The organism is Clavibacter lycopersici (assembly GCF_003576405.1).
GTDB lineage: Bacteria > Actinomycetota > Actinomycetes > Actinomycetales > Microbacteriaceae > Clavibacter > Clavibacter lycopersici.
In genome coordinates this window covers 1-2470 of the sequence record NZ_QWGT01000320.1, presented here as the reverse complement: position 1 = coordinate 2470, position 2470 = coordinate 1, and the positions used below count along the sequence as shown (strand labels likewise).

At 73.6% G+C, this 2470-nt stretch carries 4 protein-coding genes; 1 reads left to right on the top strand and 3 read right to left on the bottom strand.

From position 1 onward, the window contains the following. The coding region (locus DZG00_RS14555) for an AI-2E family transporter (protein ID WP_119455774.1) at positions 1–685 on the top strand (685 nt) is incomplete at its 5' end. A 15-nt stretch (positions 686–700) separates the two neighbouring features. Here the strand turns inward: DZG00_RS14555 and DZG00_RS14550 are convergent. The 3 genes from DZG00_RS14550 to DZG00_RS14540 all read right to left on the bottom strand — a co-directional run. Further along, positions 701–1435, bottom strand: coding sequence for an alpha/beta hydrolase (locus tag DZG00_RS14550; RefSeq protein ID WP_119382871.1), 735 nt, complete (start codon positions 1433–1435; stop codon positions 701–703). Then, positions 1432–1728 (bottom strand): Rv1322 family protein, encoded by a 297-nt coding sequence (locus DZG00_RS14545; RefSeq protein ID WP_086514692.1) that lies wholly within the window; start codon positions 1726–1728, stop codon positions 1432–1434. The genes DZG00_RS14550 and DZG00_RS14545 overlap by 4 nt, the downstream gene beginning before the upstream one ends. Before the next feature lie 35 nt (positions 1729–1763). Further along, positions 1764–2470: cation:proton antiporter domain-containing protein (locus DZG00_RS14540; protein ID WP_199689830.1), on the bottom strand; the 707-nt coding region annotated here is incomplete at its 5' end.

The following is a 2470-nucleotide window of genomic DNA, read 5'->3' as shown; positions in this document are numbered from 1 at the left end:
GCAGACCGGCGCGGACCAGCTCGTGCAGTACCTCTCCAACGCCTCGAACGTCGCGACCATCACGGGCAACGTGCTCACCGTCGCCTTCACGATCGGCAACTTCCTCTTCGGCCTGGTCATCGTCGTGATCCTCACGATGTACTTCACGGCATCGCTCAACTCGTTCAAGAGCGGCCTCTACAAGCTCGTGCCCGCCACGCGACGCGCGCGCTTCGCCGACATCGCCGAGCAGATCACGCAGTCGGTCGGCCGCTACGTCATGGGCCAGGTCGGCCTCGCGCTCTGCAACGGCGTCCTCAGCTTCATCTACCTCAGCATCGTGGGCGCGGCGCTGCCCGCGGTCTGGGCGTTCATCGCGTTCCTGTTCTCGCTGCTTCCGCTCGTCGGCACGATCACCGGCTCGGCGCTCATCGTGCTCGGCCAGATCGTCCTGCTGCCGGAGTCGATGAACACGTGGATCGCCGTGGCCGTCTACTACCTCGTCTACATGCAGATCGAGGCGTACGTGCTCAGCCCGAACATCATGAACCGGGCCGTGAAGGTGCCCGGCGTCATCGTCGTCATCGCGGCGCTCACGGGCGGCACGCTCCTCGGGGTGCTCGGCGCGCTCATCGCGGTGCCGGTGGCCGCCGCGGTGCTGCTCATCATCCGCCAGGTCGCGGTCCCGCTGCAGAACGAGCGCTGACCGGCGCGCGCGGGATCAGCGCGCGGGCGGCCACTCGGTCGGCAGCGGCAGCGCCTGCGGCGCGACGGTCCGCACGATCTCGGTGAGCACGCGCGAGACCTGCGTCTCCCCCACCCAGAGGTGCTTGGCGCCGTCCACGGCGATCAGCTCGGCCTCCGGCACCGACGCGAAGCGCTCGCGCGCCTCCGCGGGCTGGAGGAAGTCGTCGTGCTCGGGCACGAGGATCACGAGGCGGCGCTGATCCCCGTGCCACGCGGCGACCTCGTCGGCGGTCGTGCGGTGCAGCGGCGGCGACAGGAGGATCGCGCCCTCGACGGGGTGCTCGCGGCCGTGCCTCAGCGCGATCTCCGTGCCGAAGGACCAGCCGACGATCCACGGGGCGGGCAGACCGCGCCGGGCGACGAGGTCCATCGCCGCCGCCAGGTCGTGCCGCTCCCCGTCGCCGCCGTCGAAGGCGCCCTCGCTCGTGCCGCGCGCGGACGTGGTGCCGCGCGTGTTGAAGCGCAGCACCGCGATGCCGGCCATCGCGGGCAGCCGGAGCGCGGCCTTGCGCAGGACGTGCGAGTCCATGAAGCCGCCGGCCGTGGGCAGCGGGTGCAGCGTCACGAGCGTCGCCACCGGATCCCGGTCGGCGGGCAGCGCGAGCTCGCCCACGAGCCGCAGCCCGTCGGCGGTGACGAGCTCCACGTCCTCGCGATGCGCGGGCAGCTCGGTCGAGCTCGTGATCGGGCGGGGTGCGGTGTCCGTCATGAGACCTTCCAGCAGTGGGTGTGCCAGTGGCGGCGGGCGGCCAGGTCGCTCTGCTCGCCCATCATGCCGTCCGCGCGCCAGGCGACGACGTGCGCGTGGCCGGGTTCGATGTCGAGGGTGCAGCCGGGGCAGCGGTAGACCTTGAGCGCCCGGGCCGCCGAGACCGGCTGCACGTTCCATACGCGACCCCGCCGGGTCTCGGTGTGCTGCGAGCCGCTGAGGAGGCGCGTGAGCACGTCCTCGTCCTCCTCCTCGCGCGCGCGTCTCCCCCGGGGTCGATTGCTGCGCGGCATGATCCGATCCTAGGCCGCGCCGGAGACGGGGCCGGTCAGCCCGCCTCGGCCTGACGCCCGAGGCGCGCCTCCTCCTGGTCGAGCATGCGCTGTGCCCGCGCGAGCACGCGCGACGGGTGCTCCCCCGTGCCTCGGGCCTCGAGCAGGGCGGCGCGCTCGGCGTCGAGCACGTGTCGTCGGAGCAGCAGGTAGGCGGCGCGCGGGCTGAGCGGCGCGCCGTCGTCGGCGGCCATCGCCTCCGCGCGCTCGGTCACCCACTCGGCCTTCATCGCCGTGTCGCGCCGCACGCGCTCGACGACCTCGTCCTCCACGACCGTGCCCTCGGGCAGCTGCCGCACGCCCTCGTCGACGGCGCGGATCCCCGCGTCGGCCAGCTCGGAGACGAGCGCCGCGAGCTGCCGCTGGTCCTCGACGGCGTCGCTCCCGCGGATCCCGCTCAGCCGGATCACGGCGGGGAGCGTCCCGCCGTTCACGAGCAGCGACACGATCGCGACCGTGAAGGCGATGAGGACGAGCTGCGCGCGGTACGGCGTCTCGGAGGGCAGCGACTGCGCGGCCGCGAGCGTCACCACGCCGCGCATGCCCGCCCAGCCGAGCACGAGGCCGCCGCGCCACCCGAGGCCCTGCGAGCGGAGGGCCTGCAGGTCGGCGCGTCGGCGGCGGAGGATCCGCGTGACGGCCCGCTCGCGCCGCGACGGCCGGTCGTCGCCCCGCTCCCTTCGGAGCCGCTCGAGACCGCGCC

Coding starts and splice junctions, on each gene's coding strand:
- DZG00_RS14545 (WP_086514692.1), bottom strand. CDS start 1,728: ATGCCGCGCAGCAATCGACCCCGGGGGAGACGCGCGCGCGAGGAGGAG.
- DZG00_RS14550 (WP_119382871.1), bottom strand. CDS start 1,435: ATGACGGACACCGCACCCCGCCCGATCACGAGCTCGACCGAGCTGCCC.